Annotated in this window: 14 protein-coding genes; 7 read left to right on the top strand and 7 right to left on the bottom strand. The window is 48.4% G+C overall.

Annotated elements, in window-relative coordinates; all coding sequences use genetic code 11:
• Position 1: 1 nt before the first annotated feature.
• Positions 2–679, bottom strand: coding sequence for a fibrobacter succinogenes major paralogous domain-containing protein (locus tag CRN95_RS09400; RefSeq protein ID WP_235002974.1), 678 nt, complete (start codon positions 677–679; stop codon positions 2–4).
• 426 nt (positions 680–1,105) lie between these two features.
• On the opposite strand from CRN95_RS09400, the gene CRN95_RS09405 reads away from it, so the two are divergent.
• The gene (locus CRN95_RS09405) at positions 1,106–2,968 is read left to right on the top strand and encodes a phosphoenolpyruvate carboxykinase (GTP) (RefSeq protein WP_073424191.1); all 1,863 of its coding nucleotides are present in this window, start codon (positions 1,106–1,108) and stop codon (positions 2,966–2,968) included.
• Between the two features lie 202 nt (positions 2,969–3,170).
• On the opposite strand, the gene CRN95_RS09410 is transcribed toward CRN95_RS09405, so the two are convergent.
• Positions 3,171–4,532, bottom strand: a complete 1,362-nt coding sequence (locus tag CRN95_RS09410; protein ID WP_097020697.1) for a hypothetical protein — start codon at positions 4,530–4,532, stop codon at positions 3,171–3,173.
• Between CRN95_RS09410 and CRN95_RS09415 the strand changes: the two genes are divergently transcribed.
• From CRN95_RS09415 to CRN95_RS09440, 6 genes are all read left to right on the top strand, one after another.
• Positions 4,533–5,450: a hypothetical protein gene (locus CRN95_RS09415; protein WP_097020698.1), complete on the top strand. Its 918-nt coding sequence runs from the start codon at positions 4,533–4,535 to the stop codon at positions 5,448–5,450.
• Between the two features lie 51 nt (positions 5,451–5,501).
• Complete coding sequence (locus CRN95_RS09420; protein ID WP_235002975.1) at positions 5,502–6,077, top strand: C-terminal helicase domain-containing protein; 576 nt, start codon at positions 5,502–5,504, stop codon at positions 6,075–6,077.
• Positions 6,078–6,230: 153 nt separating this feature from the next.
• On the top strand, positions 6,231–7,727 hold the full coding sequence (locus CRN95_RS09425; protein WP_097020699.1) for a glycoside hydrolase family 30 beta sandwich domain-containing protein: 1,497 nt from the start codon (positions 6,231–6,233) through the stop codon (positions 7,725–7,727).
• A gap of 216 nt (positions 7,728–7,943) precedes the next feature.
• On the top strand, positions 7,944–8,162 hold the full coding sequence (locus CRN95_RS09430; protein WP_097020700.1) for a hypothetical protein: 219 nt from the start codon (positions 7,944–7,946) through the stop codon (positions 8,160–8,162).
• A gap of 47 nt (positions 8,163–8,209) precedes the next feature.
• A complete protein-coding gene (locus CRN95_RS09435) occupies positions 8,210–8,503 on the top strand; it encodes a hypothetical protein (RefSeq protein WP_097020701.1) in 294 nt (97 codons plus the stop codon).
• Entirely contained in the window at positions 8,461–9,051 is a 591-nt protein-coding gene (locus tag CRN95_RS09440) for a hypothetical protein (protein WP_145993981.1), read from the top strand. Before CRN95_RS09435 ends, CRN95_RS09440 begins: the two co-directional genes overlap by 43 nt.
• 55 nt (positions 9,052–9,106) lie before the next feature.
• Here CRN95_RS09440 and CRN95_RS09445 read toward each other — a convergent pair whose 3' ends face one another.
• The 5 genes from CRN95_RS09445 to pyrG form a co-directional block, all read right to left on the bottom strand.
• Complete coding sequence (locus tag CRN95_RS09445; RefSeq protein WP_097020703.1) at positions 9,107–9,598, bottom strand: DUF3368 domain-containing protein; 492 nt, start codon at positions 9,596–9,598, stop codon at positions 9,107–9,109.
• A 2-nt stretch (positions 9,599–9,600) separates the two neighbouring features.
• Positions 9,601–9,873 (bottom strand): UPF0175 family protein, encoded by a 273-nt coding sequence (locus CRN95_RS09450; RefSeq protein ID WP_200816196.1) that lies wholly within the window; start codon positions 9,871–9,873, stop codon positions 9,601–9,603.
• A gap of 150 nt (positions 9,874–10,023) precedes the next feature.
• Positions 10,024–13,287 (bottom strand): carbamoyl-phosphate synthase large subunit, encoded by a 3,264-nt coding sequence (gene carB, locus CRN95_RS09455; protein WP_097020705.1) that lies wholly within the window; start codon positions 13,285–13,287, stop codon positions 10,024–10,026.
• Positions 13,280–14,410, bottom strand: a complete 1,131-nt coding sequence (carA, locus tag CRN95_RS09460; protein ID WP_074208447.1) for a glutamine-hydrolyzing carbamoyl-phosphate synthase small subunit — start codon at positions 14,408–14,410, stop codon at positions 13,280–13,282. Before carA ends, carB begins: the two co-directional genes overlap by 8 nt.
• Positions 14,411–14,667: 257 nt before the next feature.
• A complete protein-coding gene (gene pyrG / locus CRN95_RS09470; protein WP_097020706.1) occupies positions 14,668–16,338 on the bottom strand; it encodes a glutamine hydrolyzing CTP synthase in 1,671 nt (556 codons plus the stop codon).
• Positions 16,339–16,400: the final 62 nt, after the last annotated feature.

Raw genomic sequence — 16,400 nt, forward strand, 5'->3', positions numbered from 1 at the left:
TTTACTGACTATCCTTGATGCAACGAACAGAAAGAGCGTTTTCCATGTAATTTATGCCCTCTTCAAAGGCTCCGTTGCCATATTCAAGCTGTCGACTGTAGGCTTTTTTGAGTTTCTGCTTTTTATCTTTGCTAGAAGTCCAAAAAACAGCTTTTTCTTTTTGCATCACAAATTCGCCCTGATTTGAAACATGCCCACCGGGTAGAGCTGCAAAACCGAACTCATCCGTTCCACTGTTGATGATTTCGTATTCGTCTAGATAATAGGCTTCTCCGGTCTTTTGGTCATAGACTTTCTTCTTTTTTTTCTTGATTTTCCAATCATCTTTAGATCTTAAAGCGTTGCCGGCCTTTTTCTTCGAATTTGCATCGACGTATTCCTCTAGCTCACGCCATTCTCCGCGAGAGGGGAGGTGCCAGCCTTCGGGGCAAGCGTTCATTGCCTTTTTCCAAGTGTATAGGCGTCCGTACAGCTTGCAATTCTCTTTTTTGTAGTCGTAGCACCACGAGCCTTCCATATGAAGGTTCAGGTTTTCAGCCATCCAGGTCTGTTTTCCTATTTGAACTGTTTTATATGTTTTGTTGTCTCGAGGATCTTTAAATGTTCCGCTCTTTTCAGGGGCTGCAACGGATAAGGAAATTAGTCCCATTACGCAAAAAAACATGATACTTTTTTTCATCATTTTCCCCTCCGTTATTGAGAATTTTTTTTTAAGACACTTTTAAAATATATCGCAAAAGAGAAAAAGTCAATAAATCCTTAAAATTTCTATGACAAATTAGAATATATGCACACGGCAGTAATTTCAAAAAAAACGCCCTAAATAATTGTAAATCTGTCCAGATGTGCAGGTCTGCCGTGCGTTAGAAGATAAAATCGTTCTTGAAAGGGTGGTGCCCGCTTACTTCGACTTCGCTCAGCACAGGCTCCGGCGGGCATGACAGGTTTAATGTTTAGGTTGAATCTTTCCATTTTCTTCCTACTGCCTACTTCCTACCGCCTACTAATCGCTAAAATTCATTGACCAACACCCATTTTTTTTGCTATCTTGTAGCGCGTTCGAAATATCTCGAAATCTAACACGTTAAACCAATAGGAGCTCATAATGAGTCTTACTCTTAACGATATCAAGCACCCGAAAATCAGTACTTGGGTGAATGAAATGATTGCCATGTGCGAACCGGACAACGTCGTCGTCGTTGATGGTTCTCAGGAAGAATATGATGCCCTCATGCAGAAGTGCGTCAAGGCTGGCCTCGCAACGAAGCTTGCTAAGAAGGAAAACTGCTACTTGTTCCGTTCTCTTCCGTCTGACGTGGCTCGCGTCGAATCCCGTACGTTCATCTCCTCCGTCAAGGAAGAAGATGCAGGTCCGACCAACCACTGGATCGACCCGTCTGAACTCAAGCAGACGATGCGTAAGCTCTACAAGGGTTGTATGCACGGCCGTACCATGTACGTGATCCCGTTCTGCATGGGCCCGCTCGGCTCCCCGATTTCCAAGAACGGTATCGAAGTCACTGACTCCGAATACGTCGTTCTCAACATGGACATCATGACTCGCGCTGGCAAGAAGGTTCTCGATATCTTCAACGCTGACGTGAACGCTGAATTCGTTCCGTGCCTCCACTCCGTTGGTAAGCCGCTCCGCGAATGCGAAAGCGACAACGGCATCTGGCCGTGCGCTGACGTTGAATACAAGTACATCACGCAGTTCCCGGAAGAACGCCTCATTTGGTCCTACGGTTCCGGTTACGGTGGAAACGCCCTCCTCGGCAAGAAGTGCTTTGCTCTCCGCATTGCTACCGTTCTCGCTCGCGACGAAGGCTGGCTCGCTGAACACATGCTCATCCTCAAGCTCACCAACCCGAAGGGCGAAGTCAAGTACGTGACTGGCGCATTCCCGTCTGCTTGCGGTAAGACGAACCTCGCCATGCTCATCCCGACTATCCCGGGCTGGAAGGTCGAAACCATCGGTGACGACATTGCATGGATGAAGTTTGGCAAGGATGGCCGTCTCTATGCTATCAACCCGGAAGCTGGCTTCTTCGGCGTTGCCCCGGGTACTTCTGCAGAATCCAACAAGAACGCTCTTGTTTCTGCTGAAAAGAACACGATCTACACGAACTGCGCTCTCACTGAAGACGGCGACGTGTGGTGGGAAGGCATCGGCTACCCGGCTAAGGGCAAGCTCGTTGACTGGAAGGGCAAGACCCGTGACGCTCTCCCGAAGGACAAGGCTCCTAAGGGTGAAGAAATGGCTCACCCGAACGCTCGCTTCACCGCTCCGGCTAAGCAGTGCCCGTGCATTGCTAAGGAATGGGAAGATCCGGCAGGCGTGCCTATCTCTGCAATCCTCTTCGGTGGCCGTCGTCCGTCCACCATTCCTCTGGTCCACCAGTCCCTCAGCTGGAACCACGGCGTGTTCCTCGGCTCCATCGTTGGTTCCGAAATCACTGCTGCCTCTACGATTGACGCCTCTCAGGTCGGTAAGATCCGTCGCGACCCGTTCGCAATCCTCCCGTTCTGCGGCTACAACATGGGTGACTACTTCAAGCACTGGATCGAAATCGGTCAGAAGTCCACTGAAGACAAGCTTCCGAAGATCTTCTACGTGAACTGGTTCCGCAAGGATGCCAACAACGAAAAGCTTCCGGGTGGCTTCATGTGGCCGGGTTACGGCGACAACAGCCGCGTGCTCGCTTGGATCTTCGACCGCTGCAACGGTGTTGACAACGCTGTCGAAACTCCGATCGGTTACATGCCGAAGGAAGGCGCTATCAATACTGATGGTCTCGCTGACTACTATAAGGAAACTCTCCCGCAGATCACGAAGGTTGACGTGGAAGGCTGGAAGAAGGAACTCGCTGACGTTAAGGAAAACCACTATCCGAAGTTCGGCAAGCACCTCCCGAAGGAACTCTCCGAAATCATCGACATGATCCAGGATCGCCTCAATAAGGCTTAATTGTTCGCAAGCCGCGTGTTGCGGTCTAGCTTGCTAGACCATAACCGAGGCGAAGAACAAAGGACTGCGAAGCAGTCCAATTCCTAAAGGAATTATCCTTTAAAAATGCCCTTGCGATGAAAGTCGCAAGGGTGTTTTTGTATATAAAGAAAGTGCCGCGACGAGAAGCCGCGGCACTTTGAGTATGTTATTGGTTATGAATTTATTCTACATATTTCTTGATGAGGCGGACCATCAAATCGGCTAGCTTTTCCACTTCGTAGTCACCCACGGATGCTTCGATGTGCTCGTTGCCGATACCACTGTCATTTGTGAGGAATACGTATGTGCCGCCCGTCGCAAGTTCAAAGAATCTCAGCATAAATTCTGTGTCCTTGTCCACGCCGCTTGCTGCCACCGGAATAATCTTGATGCCGTTTTGGGCAAAAAGTGAAATGGACTTCTGGAGACTTTCGATGACGTCGTCCTTGTGATGCGCAGGAGCATCAAGAATCAAGAAGGCAATACGTGCGCGAGCCGATTCATTCCAGGAAAGCTCTTGCAAAGCATCTTCGAGTGCGCTGTGGACAGCTTCGGGATAGTCGCCACCACCCATTGCTTGTTGCTTAGATACAAATTCCTGAGTCGTGGAAACGTTATCCGAAAAATCATCATGGCGGGTGAGGTAATCGTCTTTTTCGTCGCGGTAGAACAATGCTGCCGTGCGCAAAGCAACTTTATTGCCCGAACTAGCGTGATCGATAATGTAATTCAGGTCGGAAATAAGGAATCGAATTTCATCGGTCATGGAGCCCGTGGCGTCCACGATGAATGCTATATCAGCCTTTGCAGCGGCAGGCTTGGCGTCATCACTTACAACAACGTTGAAGTTGACTTTCTCATCGCCCTGCAATGTGAACTGGAGCGGTTCCTTATAGCTTGCGCCATTGACGTTAAGCGAATAATCTGAGGCTACGATATCGCTATCATCATCAGCAAAGAGGCTTTGCCAGCAGTAAGCAAACCCGGCGTTATCCGTCTTTGTGGAGAACAGCACGGTGCCACCCTTAAGAAGTTCCACGGGAACATTTGCAACGGCGGTGTTATTGCCATCGACAACTTGTACGGCCACGAGATTCTTGGGATAGAACTTCCAGTAGCTTGTTTTATCGTAATACTTGTTTTCGTTAAGGAGGTCACTCCAGAACTTCCAATTGTTGAGGTCGTTCCATTCACCTGCCGTGAGCAGGCCCGAAGTTCTGTTGTTCGAACCACCTGCGCCACCCATGACATCAACAGCAACGCCATCTTTTGATGTCTCTCCACCACCGAAACCACTACCTTCGTAACTGTCATAGCTATCTAAAATGACATAATCACGATCTCCGACGGAGGGGACATCAGCGAAATTTGCAGCGCTGCTTTTGGGCGAGTCGCTTGAAGAACTTTCAATAGTCGATTCAATACTAGAGCTTGAGGGTGTTTCGTCAATGCCTGCGGTACTCGCAATATCCGCTCCGTTATCGTCGCTACAAGCGGCACTCAATAGCGAAAACGCAATAATCGCCAACCATTTCTTTTTCATTTGAAAGCCTCCTTCTTCTTTTTACAGCTTAAATATAATTCATCTACGCAACAAAAATGTGTAAACTTTTTAAATATCGAAGTTTTTATTAACGAAAATGTTAAAATATTTGCTATATGCAACAAAGCGTTTTATATAGCGTTTTTTAAAGAACTCGTCAAAAAAACATTGGCCATGGTGATGTTAATAAAAAATAACAAAAGTATTGACTTTTTCAGAGAAACTGGAAAGACGACGATTGCCTTAGGCGCAAATAAAGACGGCGAGGTAGAGATTGTTGTTAAGGATGCCGGCAAGCATCTTGTATCTTTCTTGACAACGGCTGGTAATAAGCTGACTCAAGAAATCGATGTAGTAACAGGAAAACTCAAAGAAATTATAGGACAGATGAATGAAAAAGATATTCGTGATAGTCTGAAAAAAACAAGTTCGGCTTCGGCAAAGGCCAAAAGTTCGGCCAGCAAAAAAATTATTCGTTCATCATCATCCACAAAAGTGAATACAAAATATCCGAGTAGTATTCACGGACGTTGGGAGGTCACAAAAGAAGTTTACATCCATAAAATTACGAATCGTGATTTATGCTATAAAACGTTCGGTGGTGATGGCGATGACAGCTTTGCAAAAGAAGAATGCCGTGATTATGAAAAAGAGGATGATTACTGCGTTGGAAACGCTATGAATGTTTATTCCGACGGCACAATTGATTATTTAGCTGGTAAAAAACAGACGTCATTCCACTACACCTATGATAAAACGAAAGGCATACTTTCTTATACGGATGTAGATGGCGAAACATATTCAATACAGGCTTCATCGAATGGCAAAACCATGATTATGGAAACAGTAACAGATGCGGACTATATGAAGATCACACACAGACTGACATTTACGAAAATTACAGACGATATCGAATAGGGGATAACGAGCCCTGCAATAATTCGATTTTGACACTTAGTTTGCGCGTATTTGAACGAATCTTGCATGGAGCCTATTACGGGGGCGGTGCCTGTGAGCCATAGGCAAGAAATTATCGATGCGTTTGAAAAATCCCCTGCCGGGACAGTTCTCCCGTTGCAAATCAACGCGGGTGGGCTCGGCTTGAACATTCAAGCAGCGAATGTGGTCATCTTATGCGAACCGCAACTGAAGCCGAGTGCCGAAATGCAGGCGATATCGCGCGCATACCGAATGGGTCAGGTTCGAAATGTGCTGGTGTACAGGCTTTTGATGCTTGATTCGATTGACGAAAAAATCAACACATTGCTCAAATTCAAAAAGCAGGTCTTTAATACGTTTGCCGATAAGTCTCTGTCCGGGACGCAGGATTTGGAAATCAGTCCTGATGAAATCAAGAATCTTTTTAAGAAAGAAATTGAGCGAATTCGAGCTGCGCAAGGGAACGTTCCGACAGACAAAAGTCTTATTGCAGAAAACGAGTGGCTTGGAAAAGAAACGAATGAAGAAATAAATGAATTTGGCTATCGGGAACATGATCCGGTTTTGATAACGCCGGATTTTATCCGGAAAACTTGCGAACGCTGAGCTCAATGTGATGCTTAGAGATTGTGATTGCTAAAATTGGGTATAACGCCATAAAGCTATTGTCATTTTATCAAGACAAATTCGATTTTAGCCTTATATAAAGTGAATTTTTCAACTTACTTTAAAGAAAGTAAGGGACAAAAAGGAGGCTTTATGACGTATTCAATGAAGGGATTTTCTCTTTTTGCGGGTTCCATCGCATTTTTGAGCACTCTAGCCTGTGCTACAACGATAAACGTTGACATGGGCAAGGAATACCAGCGCATCAGCGGCTTTGGTGCCGCATCAGCATGGGCGGGGTCCATCACCGACAAGAACGCCGCCTTCCTTTGGGACTCCACTAGTGGCGCGGGGCTTACCCTGCACCGCATCCGTATTGCTCCGGACGGCTCCACCTCCGAAACAAGTATCGCCAAAAAGGCGAGTGAATACGGCGTCAAAGTTTGGGCGGCCCCATGGACATCCAAATACACTGTAAATTACGATGGCGATAAAAAGCATTTGGATTTCAATCACGCCCAAGACTGGGCAAATACCATCTTAAAGTTTACGCAAAACATGCGAAAAGCAGGAGTCAACTTATACGCGATTTCGTCGCAAAATGAGCCTGACGGCACCGGCGATAACCACTACGAACCCGAAGAATTGGCTCGTTGGGTTGGCGACTATCTTGGCCCCACTCTCGATACCACGGGCATCAAAATCATTGGCACTGAAGCCATCAACTGGTACGGATTCCCCAATTACAAAAAAGCCTTCTTCAACAATCCCGCCGCTCTGAAATATACGGACATTTTTGGAACGCACGAATATGGTGGAGACCCGGCCGCTTATCCTGAAATTCACGAAGCTGGCAAAGAATTCTGGGAAACCGAAGTCTACGATCTCGGAAGCAACAAGGAAGACGTTGGCATGGGAAGCGCACTCCGCGTTGCAAACATGATTCACGACGCCCTTACTATTTCGAACATGAACGCCTGGCATTTTTGGTGGATTTATTCCTGCAGCGAACCCAGCTGCGGCAACGGAGCGCTTTGGCCGCAAGGACAAGGCAACCCCGATAACGTGGAGCCTACCAAGCGACTCTGGGTCATGGGAAACTACAGCCGCTTTGCACGCCCCGGCGCGAGGAGAATCGATGCTACCAAGAATCCCGAAAGAGATGTAAAGGTCACCGCCTACCGCGACTCCCTCAAGACGAAAATCGCAGTTGTTATTCTCAATTCCAAGAACGAGGAATTCAAGGCGGATTTCGACTTTGGAAACACCAAAATTGGAAGCTTCAAACCCTATGTCACCGATGACAATAACAACCTCAAGGAAGGAAGCGAAGTCAAGGTCGATGGGACAAAGTGCAGTTACAGCGTCCCGGCCCGCAGTGCAACGACCGTTGAATTCATTCTGTGGCAAGAGCCAAAGGTAGAGCCTCCCAAAGATTCTACAGAAGCAATTGCTTTCGGAAGGATTTCTGTACCGCAAAGCCATCGGAGTTTATATAAAGTATTTAGTCCGCTTGGAGCGTTTATCGGTGAATTCGAAGCTGGAGATGTTGGCGAACTCCGCAATGCCATGACAAACGCTGGCTTAAGCCGCGGTGCGTACATGGTCAAATGCGGGAATGCAAAAACGAAGCGTGTGGTGTTGAGATAAGTAAAAGGTCGCCCCGCAAGGGACGAGTTTTTTATTAGATGTGCAACTATTGCATTTTTTGCAACAGTTCAAAACGAGTTGTCGCGAGTAGCAGATTGAGTTGTTGCATTTATTGCAACAACTCAAAATGATTGTATGCAGGCTGTTTAATGGTGAATATTGTTGGAAACTCCGCTCTATTGACAAAAGTTTCTAAGGGAATATATTTTTAGGCATATGATGTACCCCTTCATGACATTAGACGACAATGCTAAAATTGTCCATTCCGAAATGGGTAAGGATGGTTGCGCCGATTCTCAGAAAAGTGAGGTTAGCAATTCCGCTCAAAAGGTCGAAATCGACATGGATTCTCTATGGAATTCTGGTAAGTGGAGCTATGAAAAGAATGAAAAAATACTAAAAGAGCATCTGCGGACGCCTTACAATCACAAATAAGAATTATTTTTTATTTGTACATCTCATTTTATTATGGAATCGCTTTAATGAAAAAAATTTTAACAGCCCTATCCTTCTTATTTCTATTAAATAGTTGTGGGGAAGAAAAAGCTTTTATGACTTCTTCTGATACAGTTTCTGTTATTGATATTAATCTTAAAGAATATTCGGTAAACGGTAATATTGTTGGCAAAACCTATGACGATATTATTCAAGTAGATAATTTGCTTATAAAACCAATAGATCAAAAATTGAATTCTTTAAATCAAAAAAAAAAGGATACGCCCTCCATCTTCATTTGGCAGAAAATCTCTCTTACGATGTTTTTCACAGAATTGTAGCAACGGCCGGTTTTTCAGGGATTTCATCCATCCAATATGTTATAGGGGATAAATTTAAAAATCCTTTTACTTTATATTTACCAAGTAGAGAGGGAAACGAATGCTATCAGTTGAAAATGAAAAAGCATCTACAATTACTAGATGATGAGATAACTGATGTACTTGTCTTAAGTAATGGAAAATTAGAGTTTCTGACTAGTAAAAACGACAAAATACTACAAGACAAGCGCCAAGAAATCGAGTGTGCTGAAAAATACATGGAGCTTTCTTTGTTTGTTGCCAAGCAAAATATGACCGCCAAATATGAAGTTCGTTTAAACGAACTAGGTATTATCGGAGGTGAAAAATCCTATGTGTTAAAAAATGAAGATGAATTATGGAATTTATTAGATGACGTTAGGTCAAGAAAGGAACTTGAAAATAAAATTGATCGAAAAAAGATTGTATTTGGCATAGAAAAAAATATTTCGCTTAAAGATATCGTTTCGATTATAATGAAATTAACTGAATATGGTTATGAAATTTCTTATGCCGCTTTAGGAAATTGATTTTTTTAATTTTCTAGCAAGGTGTTGCGGGCGGAGAGTCATCAGCGGGATAATGCTACTTCAAATTTTCTATAAAAGAATTGAGAAGCGTTTCGCTGATATGTCTTTTAGACATCCGAAGAATTTCCGCGCATGCCAATGCATCTTCCTTATTTAACAATCCATTTTCGTTGGCGGCAATCAAGATTCCAATCGTGCCGGTGATGCGAAGTTTCATCGTCGTGGCGACATGCCTTGCACGAACTTCGTCAACAATCAAAAGGTCGCTTTTGTTTTCGTCAGAATAAACGATGGCTTCGCTTTCGCCAAGGTCTAAGCCCGTTATACGCATCAGCATGCCGACGGCATTGCTGTTGCTGACAGAAACCCTTTTGAAAAATTCACAAGACTTCACCTGCTCGGCTTCTTCTAGAAACGCCTGGTTTGAAGTCAATTCTTCGTAAACAGCCTCAGGAAGCAGGACCTCGCCAAACAGTTTTCCAAGAATATCAAGACGATTGATTTTTAGGAAAGAGATTATCGGAGTTGCATCTGATACGACAATCATTCTTACCTCTTGGCAAGGAGTTCCTTAATGTTGGATGCATCCTGCTCGGCCTCATCCCAGCTCTGATCGATATAAGGAATACCTTCGCTTCCGTAAAGTTCAATAAGTTCCCATTTGGAAATGCCCAGAATTTCTGCGGCACGTCCATGGGAAATGGTCTCGTTCTTAATAAACGGATACAACAGCAACGCATTGCGACGGAGTTCGTCGCTCTTGTTGTCGCACACCATAAGGTCTGCAATATCTTCTGGAATGTCTATTGTTACTGTCGCCACAGGATTCCTCCAACCCCAATATACATTTTTCTGTGCGAAAACGCAAATTTGGGGTGGGGGGTATAAAGGAGAAGCCCGCTTGCGCGGGCTTGACACTAAGGGTGGGACGGGGCTGAAGCGAGGGGAAGACTTTCCCCTCTTCCATCCACCTTACTTCTTCACGTGTCTATGGTATTCCTGGAGGCTACATACTTCGAATCTTCCGAAGTCGTGCTTGTCCATGAGGCCTTCCACAGTAGAGGTAAGGGCTGCGATGGTCGTCGTGATAGGAATGCCCGAGACAACGGCCTTGGAGCGCATCTGGATTTCGTCGACCATGGCTTCTGCGCCAGTTTCGGTGGTGTTCACGATCCACTGCACTTCCTTATCGTGGATAAGGTCGAGCAGGTTCGGGCGACCACGGGAGATACGGAATACGGCGCGGGTCTTGATGCCTTCGTTGTAGAGCATGGTGGAGGTGCCGCGGGTCGCGTACAGTTCGTAACCGAGGTTCACGAGCTGGCGAATGAGCGGGACTGCCTTCTGCTTGTCTTCGTCCTTGAGCGAGACGAAGATGTTGCCCTGGCTCGGGACCTTGTTGCCGGAAGCCAGCTGGCTCTTGAGGTAAGCAAGACCGCGGTCGCGATCGAGGCTCATGACTTCACCAGTGGACTTCATTTCCGGAGAAAGCGTGATGTCGACGCCCGGGAACTTGACAAACGGGAAGACTGCTTCCTTAACGCTCACGTAAGGTACGCGGACTTCTTCGGTGAAGCCGATCTGTTCGAGAGATTCTCCGGTCATGCAGCGTGTTGCGTAGCTTGCAAGCGGCACGCCGATGGACTTGGACACGAACGGCACGGTGCGGGATGCACGCGGGTTCACTTCGATCATGTAGAGTTCGCCATCCTTGACAGCGAGCTGCATGTTCATGAGACCAACGACATGGAGTTCCTTTGCAAATTCCTTGGCGAATTCACGGACCTTGTCCTGAATTTCCTTGGAGAGAGTCATCGGCGGGATAACGCTAGCGGAGTCACCGGAGTGGATGCCTGCGGGTTCCACGTGTTCCATGATGGCGCCGATAACAGTGTGCTTGCCGTCGCTGATACAGTCCACATCGAGTTCGGTTGCGTCTTCGAGGAAGCGGTCGATGAGGATCGGCTTGCCTTCGCCAATGGCGGCAGCTTCTTCCACGAACTTGCGGAGATACTTTTCCTTATAGACAATCACCATGCCGCGGCCGCCGAGAACGAAGCTCGGGCGCACGAGAACGGGGTAGCCGATTTTCTCGACGATGGCGAGGGCTTCTTCCACATTGTGGGCGATGCCGCTTTCGGCCTGCTTGATGCCAATCTTGGTGACGAGCTGCTTGAAGAAGTCGCGGTCTTCGGCGAGGTCGATGTCTTCGGGGCTTGTACCGATGACATTTGCACCAGCCTTCTTGAGACGCATAGCAAGGTTCAGCGGAGTCTGACCACCGAACTGAACAATCACGCCCGCGCACTTTTCGCGTTCGTAAATGCCCATCACGTCTTCAAGCGTAAGCGGTTCAAAGTAGAGCTTGTCCGAAGTATCGTAGTCGGTAGAAACCGTTTCGGGGTTGGAGTTCACCATGATGACTTCGAAGCCGTGCTTGCGGAGCGTGAATGCAGCGTGGCAGCAGCAGTAGTCAAATTCAATGCCCTGACCGATTCTGTTCGGACCGCCGCCGAGCACCATGATGCGTTTTTTGCTCTGGTGACCCGGAATTTCGCGGACCGGTTCGGTATGGTCGGCGTAGCAGCTATAGTAATACGGCGTGATGGCTTCGAATTCGCCGGCGCAAGTATCGACGGAGTAGTAGCTCGGGACGAGGCCAATCTGCTTACGCACTGCCATGACTTCTTCCGGAGTCTTGTGGAAGAGGTAACCGATCTGGATATCGCTGAAGCCGAATTCCTTGGCCTGGCGGAAGAGAGCCTTATCCTTGGCGAGGTTTTCGAGAGAACCTGCAGCGGTGATTTCGTCTTCGAAGCAGGCGAGTTCTTCGAGGTGACGGAGGAAGTAGCGGTCAATCTTGGTGACTTCGTAAAGTTTTTCGATGTCCCAACCGCGGCGGAATGCTTCGTAGACTACGAAGATGCGTTCTGCGCTCGGGCGTGCGACTTCCTTGGCGAGTGTTTCGTCGTCGTATTCCTTGAACTTTTCGCACTTGGCGCAGGCACCGAATCCGCCGAATCCCGTTTCGAGAGAGCGGAGAGCCTTCTGCATAGCCTGCTTGAAGTTCGTACCGATTGCCATCGCTTCGCCCACAGACTTCATCTGGGTGCCGAGTGTAGAATCTGCCTTCGGGAACTTTTCGAACGTGAAACGCGGAACCTTCACGACAACGTAGTCAAGAGCCGGTTCAAAGCAGCTCGGGGTCGATTGCGTAATGTCGTTGCGGAGCTCGTCGAGCGTGTAACCCACGGCGAGAAGTGCTGCAATCTTTGCGATGGGGAAGCCCGTAGCCTTGGATGCAAGAGCAGAAGAACGGGACACACGCGGGTTCATTTCGATGATGATGCGGCGGCCGGTCTTCGGTTCGATAGCCCACTGCACGTTGGATCCGCCGGTTTCCACGCCGATGGCTTCCATGACCTTCAGGGAGTCATCACGCATGGCCTGGTACGCGCGGTCATCGAGGCTCTGGATCGGAGCAACCGTGATGGAGTCGCCCGTGTGAACGCCCATCGGGTCCAGGTTTTCGATGGAACACACGATAACGGCATTGCCCTTCTTATCGCGCATGACTTCCATTTCGAATTCTTTCCAGCCGAGGAGCGATTCTTCGATAAGCACTTCGTTGTTGAGCGAGGCGTCAAGACCGCGGTTCACGATGGTTTCGAATTCCTCTTCGTTGTGGGCGATACCACCACCAGTACCACCAAGCGTAAAGCCCGGACGGATGATCAACGGCCAGCTTCCGATGGTGTGGGCGATAGCGGTTGCTTCGCTCATGGAATGTGCGGAACCAGAGCGGGGGAGGTCAAGCCCGATCTTGAGCATGGCTTCCTTGAACAAGTGACGGTCTTCGGCGCGCTGGATGGATTCGGCTTTAGCACCGATGAGTTCCACCTGGTAGCGGTCGAGAATGCCGCGTTCGTTGAGTTCCATGGCGAGGTTCAAGGCGGTCTGGCCACCGAGAGTCGGGAGCAATGCATCGGGGCGTTCGCGACGGATAATTTCGTGGAGAATATCGACGCTCAGCGGTTCGATGTAGGTGCGATCGGCCATTTCGGGGTCGGTCATGATTGTTGCTGGGTTGGAGTTCACGAGCACCACTTCGTAACCTTCACGACGAAGCACCTTGCAAGCCTGCACGCCGGAGTAGTCGAATTCGCAGCCCTGGCCAATCACAATCGGGCCGGAGCCAATGAGCATAATCTTCTTGATGTCGGTACGCTTAGGCATTCTTGCCTCCCTTGAAAGCTTCAATCATCTTCTTAAATTCTTCGAACAAGTACATGGAATCGTTCGGACCCGGGGCAGATTCCGGATGATACTGCACGCTGAATGCCGGGAACTTTTTGTGGCGGATGCCTTCGACCGTGTTGTCGTTCAGGTTGATGTGCGTGACTTCGACATCGGCGGGGAGAGACGTTTCGTCAATGGCGTAGTTGTGGTTCTGCGACGTGATTTCGACAGCGCCCGTCAAGAGATTCTTGACCGGATGGTTGCAGCCGTGGTGGCCGAACTTGAGCTTGGAAACCTTAGCACCGAGAGCAAGGCCGAGGAGCTGGTTACCAAGGCAAATACCCATGAGAGGGATCTTGCCGAGGAGCTGCTTGACCATGTTGTAAACCTGCGGGAGGCTGTTCGGGTCGGCAGGGCCGTTGGAGAGGAACACGCCATCCGGCTTCTGTTCCATGATCTTTTCGTAGCTCGTGCCAATCGGCATCACCGTGATGCGCATGTCCTGTGCGGCGAGGTTTCTCAAGATGTTCGTCTTGATACCGAAATCAAGAGCGACAATGTGGTACTTGCCTTCGTTATTGAATTCGTAGCCGTTCGGGTCACTCACCTTGCTCGCGTAGTCCTGACCATCGAGACCTTCCCAGGCCTTTGCCTTTGCGATAGCTTCAGCTTCGGTCATTTCCGTGTCTTCGACATGGAGGTAAGCCTTCTGGGCACCGTGGGTGCGGAGGTGGAGCGTGAGGGCGCGAGTATCGACGCCTGCAATGCCAGCCTTTTTCTGGGCGAGCATGTAATCATGAAGCGATTCTTCGTTCAGTTCCTTGGAAACCCAGTCGAGGGAGTTCACGACAATGCCGTTCAAGAAAACCTGGCGGGATTCGGACTTTTCAAAGTTCGTAGCGTAAGCGCCAACTTCGGCCGTGGTGAAAACCACGAACTGACCGGCATAAGACGGGTCGGTCAAAATCTGCTTGTAGCCAGCCATACCGGTATTGAACACGGCTTCACCTACGGTGTCTTTCTTTTCGCCAAAGGCGTAACCGTGGAATACGGCTCCGTCAGCCAAGGCTATAAAAGCCTTGCGCTCGCGCTTTGCTTTCCATTGAAATTTTTCGTTCATGATTTACTCGTTGCTAGAATGTAAAAAGGCTGTGTATAAAAAGAAAGGCAAAAGCTAAATGCCTTTGCCTTAAAAATAAAACTCTTAAAAAAATGAATAGTCTTGTCAAAAACTGAAACCCAACCGACCTTTTTGTGGGCCGAAACTGCTTCCTTGAAGGCGAGTTCGAAGTCGACAAGTTCCATTCTTTTCATCGGGGGCTAATTATAGTAAATTGACAGGTTTACGACAATCCATTATTTAAGATTTTTTGTTTTTTAATTTTTCTCGTCTGCGGCTTTGAGGAGTCCGAGGAAGAGCGGTGCCGGGTGGATCAGCGAGGACTTCAGTTCAGGGTGGAATTGGCAGGCCATAAAGTAGGGGTGGTCCGTGAGTTCCATAATCTGCATAATGTCTTCGTTGGCAGCTTTTCCGGAGAAAACGAGCTTTTGCTGATTTGCACCGGTCGGATCGCCCTTTTCAATCTGTTCGACATACTGCGGGTTCACTTCGTAACGGTGGCGGAAGCGTTCGCGGATGGCGGTAGAACCGTAAACCTGGGCGGCAAGGCTGTTTTCCTTTATGACCACGTCGTGACCACCGAGGCGCATCGTCGCGCCCAAGTCCTTGATGTGTTCCTGGCCGGGGAGGAACGCAATGACCGGAACTTCGACGTGGTTCGTTTCGCTTTCCATTTCGACCGTACCTGCACCCTGCATACCGCAGACGTGGCGTGCAAATTCCACGACGGAGAGCTGCATACCATAACAGATGCCAAGGAACGGAATCTTGTTTTCGCGCACGTAGCGGATGACCTGAATTTTGCCTTCGATACCGCGGCTACCGAAACCACCCGGAACGATGACTGCATCAATTCCCTTGAGAGCTGTTTCGACAGAAACGGTACCATTTTCAATTTTTTCCGTATCGACCCAGCGGATGTTGGCATGCAAATCCAAATGGGCGGATGCATGTGTAATCGCTTCGACAACAGATGCGTAAGAATCTTCGAGGGCAAGGTACTTGCCGCAAATGGCAACGGTAAGCGTCTTGCGCGGATTTACAGAATTGCGCTTGAGGGCGTCCACGAGCTTGCTCCATTGATCGAGCTTGGGCGGGGCGTAAATGCCTAGCGTCTTGGAAAGAATCTCGGGAATGCCTTCGGCATCGTAAACGAGCGGGCATTCGTAAACGTGCTTCACGTCAATGCCAGAGATGATGTGGTCAGCTGGCAGGTTGCAGAACAAGCCGATTTTTGCCTTGAGGTGCGGCTTGATATATTCTTCGCAACGGCCGATGACAATTTCCGGGTAAATGCCAAGCTTGTTCAAGTCACGCACAGACATCTGCGTGGGCTTGGACTTCTGTTCGTTCACGCCAGACGGAATCGGGACGTAGGTGAGGTGTACGAAAATCGCATTGTGGTCGCCAACTTCGTGACTTAGCTGGCGAGCGGCTTCGATGTAAAACTGGTTTTCGAGATCGCCTACGGTACCGCCGATTTCAATCAACAGCACATCCGCTTTTTCCTGGTTTGCAATTCTGTAAAACTGTTCCTTGATAAGGTCTGTCACGTGCGGGATGAACTGCACCGTATGACCGAGATAGTCGCCGCGACGTTCCTTTTCGAGAATCATCTTGAAAATGCGACCCATCGTGAGGCTCCAATCTTTCTTGGCTGTCACGTTCAAAAAGCGTTCGTAGTGGCCGAAGTCCATATCGCATTCGCCACCGTCATCCAAAACAAAAACTTCACCATGTTCGGTCGGGTTCATTGTGCCTGGGTCTGTGTTGAGGTAACCATCGCACTTGACCGGAACCACCTTCATTCTAGCAGAAAGCAGCGCCCCGATGGACGCTGCCGCTACCCCTTTGCCGAGTCCGGAGATGACGCCTCCGGTGACGATAATAAACTTAGTCTTTCCGTTGTATCTATGCTGTAATGCCATTTTAACTTTCCTAATTTACACAAATTGTAATTCTTTTTGTCGCTATAAGCAAAAGGCGTGCC

The organism is Fibrobacter sp. UWB16, from assembly GCF_900215325.1.
GTDB lineage: Bacteria > Fibrobacterota > Fibrobacteria > Fibrobacterales > Fibrobacteraceae > Fibrobacter.

Coding starts and splice junctions, on each gene's coding strand:
- CRN95_RS09400 (WP_235002974.1), bottom strand. CDS start 679: ATGAAAAAAAGTATCATGTTTTTTTGCGTAATGGGACTAATTTCCTTA.
- CRN95_RS09405 (WP_073424191.1), top strand. CDS start 1,106: ATGAGTCTTACTCTTAACGATATCAAGCACCCGAAAATCAGTACTTGG.
- CRN95_RS09410 (WP_097020697.1), bottom strand. CDS start 4,532: ATGAAAAAGAAATGGTTGGCGATTATTGCGTTTTCGCTATTGAGTGCC.
- CRN95_RS09425 (WP_097020699.1), top strand. CDS start 6,231: ATGACGTATTCAATGAAGGGATTTTCTCTTTTTGCGGGTTCCATCGCA.
- CRN95_RS09430 (WP_097020700.1), top strand. CDS start 7,944: ATGATGTACCCCTTCATGACATTAGACGACAATGCTAAAATTGTCCAT.
- CRN95_RS09435 (WP_097020701.1), top strand. CDS start 8,210: ATGAAAAAAATTTTAACAGCCCTATCCTTCTTATTTCTATTAAATAGT.
- CRN95_RS09445 (WP_097020703.1), bottom strand. CDS start 9,598: ATGATTGTCGTATCAGATGCAACTCCGATAATCTCTTTCCTAAAAATC.
- carB (WP_097020705.1), bottom strand. CDS start 13,287: ATGCCTAAGCGTACCGACATCAAGAAGATTATGCTCATTGGCTCCGGC.
- carA (WP_074208447.1), bottom strand. CDS start 14,410: ATGAACGAAAAATTTCAATGGAAAGCAAAGCGCGAGCGCAAGGCTTTT.
- pyrG (WP_097020706.1), bottom strand. CDS start 16,338: ATGGCATTACAGCATAGATACAACGGAAAGACTAAGTTTATTATCGTC.